This is a genomic window from Frankia sp. AgKG'84/4, assembly GCF_023242965.2.
GTDB lineage: Bacteria > Actinomycetota > Actinomycetes > Frankiales > Frankiaceae > Frankia.
Genome location: NZ_JALKFU020001195.1, coordinates 1 through 2,601 on the forward strand (window position 1 = coordinate 1; position 2,601 = coordinate 2,601).

The window sequence follows — 2,601 nt, forward strand, 5'->3', positions numbered from 1 at the left end:
CGGAACGGGGAACGGTCCGCGTCCAGGTCGTCGTCGGGATGCCCGATGGCGGCGGCCGGCGGCCGGTGGAGATCTACGCCGCGCCCGACGGCGAGGACACCCGCTGGGCGCGGCACGCCGCTGGTCACGTATCCGCGATCCCGGACGAGCCGATCCCCCCGGTGGCCGACCGGAGCATGCTGCTCTGGCCGCCATCTGGCGCCCGTCGGGTCGACCTCACGAGCTTCCACGCCGAGCTGGCCGAGCACGGGTACGACCTCGGCCCCTCCTTTATGGGCCTGCGCGCGATGTGGCGGCGGGCGGACGAGGTGTTCGCCGAGGTCGCGCTGACAACCCAACAGCGCGCCCGGGCCGCCCGGTTTGGCCTGCACCCGGTGCTGCTCGACGCCGCGCTGCGCTCCGGGCTGCGCCACGCCGTGCTGGCGGACCGGGCCGGCGGACGCCGGTACTGGCAGCCGGCCGAATGGTCGGGAATGACCCTGCACGAGCCCGGGGCGCAGATGCTTCGGGTCCGACTGTCGCCGGCCGACGACGGCGACGGCCTCTCGCTGGAGGCGACCGACGAGAACGGGCAGCCGGTGCTCCGCCTCGCCGCGCTCCGATTCGCGCCGGTCACCGGCGAGCAGCTCGCCGCCGCGACCGGCCGGCAGCGGGACGCGCTGTTCGCGGTGGAGTGGTCGGAGTTGCCACCCGCGACGACGGTCGGATCGCTGCCGCCCGTCGTGCCGCTCTTCGCGGCGGATGAGGTGGCCGTGCTGGTCGAGGTCCTGGCCGATCCGGTGATCGCCGTGTTCGAGGCACCGGGAGAAGTCGCTGCCGGATCCCAAGACGATCCGCTCCGGCCGGCGAACGAGGTCCTGGCAGTGGTCCAGGCCTGGCTGGACGATCCCCGGCTTGAGCCCTCCACGTTGCTGATCCTGACTCGGACCGCGGTGGTGGCGGTCGCGGACGACATTCCCGTCGAGTCCGCCGCAGCGGTCTGGGGCCTGGTCCGGGCTGCCCAGGCCGAGAACCCGGATCGGATCACCCTGCTTGACCTCGAGCCCGGCATCCACGTGGAGTCCGTGCTCGGCGCTGTCCTCGCGGCCGGTGAACCCCAGCTGGCCGCGCGCGGGCCAGGGCTGCTCGCGCCGCGGCTGGTCCGCGCGGCGGTCACCGGCGACGGTCGCGGCGGGTTCAGGGCGGACGGCACGGTTCTCGTGACCGGCGGCACCGGGTCCCTGGGCGTGCTCGTGGTTCGGCACCTCGTGACCGAGCACGGTGTGCGGCACCTTGTGCTGGCCAGCCGGCGCGGCCCCGAGGCCGAGGGCGCCCGGGAGCTGGCGGCCGAGCTGGTCGAGCTGGGTGCGGAGGTCACCATCACAGCCGCGGATGTGGCCGAACGCGGCCAGGTGGCTGCCCTGCTCGCCGGCATCGACGCCGAGCACCCGCTGTCCGCCGTCGTGCACACCGCCGGGGTTCTGGACGATGGCCTGGTCGGCGCGCTGACATCCGAGCGAATGGCCGGCGTGTTCGGTCCGAAGGGCGGCGGCGCCCGCCACCTCGACGAGCTGACCCGTGACCTCGATCTTGACGCGTTCGTCGTCTTCTCCTCTGCGGCGGGCCTGTTCGGCTCGGCCGGCCAGGGCAACTACGCCGCCGCGAACGCGTATGTGGATGCGGTGATGGCGCGTCGTCGGGCTGAGGGCCGGCGGGGTGTGTCGTTGGCGTGGGGTCTGTGGGAGCAGAGCACGGGTCTGACCGCTCATCTGAGTGAGGTCGATAAGGCTCGGATGGGTCGTGGTGGGGTGTTGGCGTTGAGTCCGGCCGAGGGTTTGGAGTTGTTCGACGTCGGTCTGCGGGCTGACCAGCCGCTGCTCGTACCCGTGAGACTCGATCTGCGCGCGGCCAGCGCCGACGCCGGGGCCGGGGGTTCCGTCCAGCCGTTGCTGCGCGAGCTGGTCCGGCCTGGCCGCAGGGCCTTGCGCTCGCGGACAGCCGGGACGGTCCTGGGCGGGCTGGCGGCGCGGCTGGCCGGCCGATCGGCGGCCGAGCAGGAGTCGGTGCTGCTGGAGGTCGTCCGCGCCCACGCGGCCACCGTGCTGGGCTACGCCGGCGCCGGGGACGTGCGTCCCGACGTGGCGTTCAAGGACGCCGGCTTCGATTCGCTGACATCGGTGGAGCTGCGCAACCGGCTGCGGGAGGCGACCGGGCTCAAATTGCCGACCACGCTCGTGTTCGACTACCCGAACTCGCAGGTCCTGGCCCGGTTCCTGCTCGGCGAACTCGGGCCGGTCGCCACCGGGGGTGCGCTCGCGCCGTCGTCCGCCGCGGGCGGTACCGCCGTGGCGACGGCTGATCCGACGGAGCCGATCGCGATCGTCGGGATGGCCTGCCGGCTGCCTGGTGGTGTCGCCTCGCCGGAGGATCTGTGGCGGCTGGTGGTGGAGGGCCGGGACGGCGTAACCGGTTTCCCGACCGACCGTGGCTGGGATCTGGAGGCACTCTTTCACCCCGACCCGCAGCGAATCGACACTTCCGCCACCGACCAGGGTGGTTTTCTGCATGAGGCTGGTCTGTTCGATGCGGGGTTCTTTGGTATTTCGCCGCGTGAGGCGTTGG

1 protein-coding gene is annotated in these 2,601 nt (G+C 72.9%); it reads left to right on the forward strand.

Annotated features, from left to right (window positions below; genetic code table 11):
* Positions 1 to 2,601, forward strand: a 2,601-nt coding sequence (locus MXD58_RS28645; RefSeq protein WP_250611291.1) for a type I polyketide synthase, incomplete at both ends; no start/stop codon positions are given.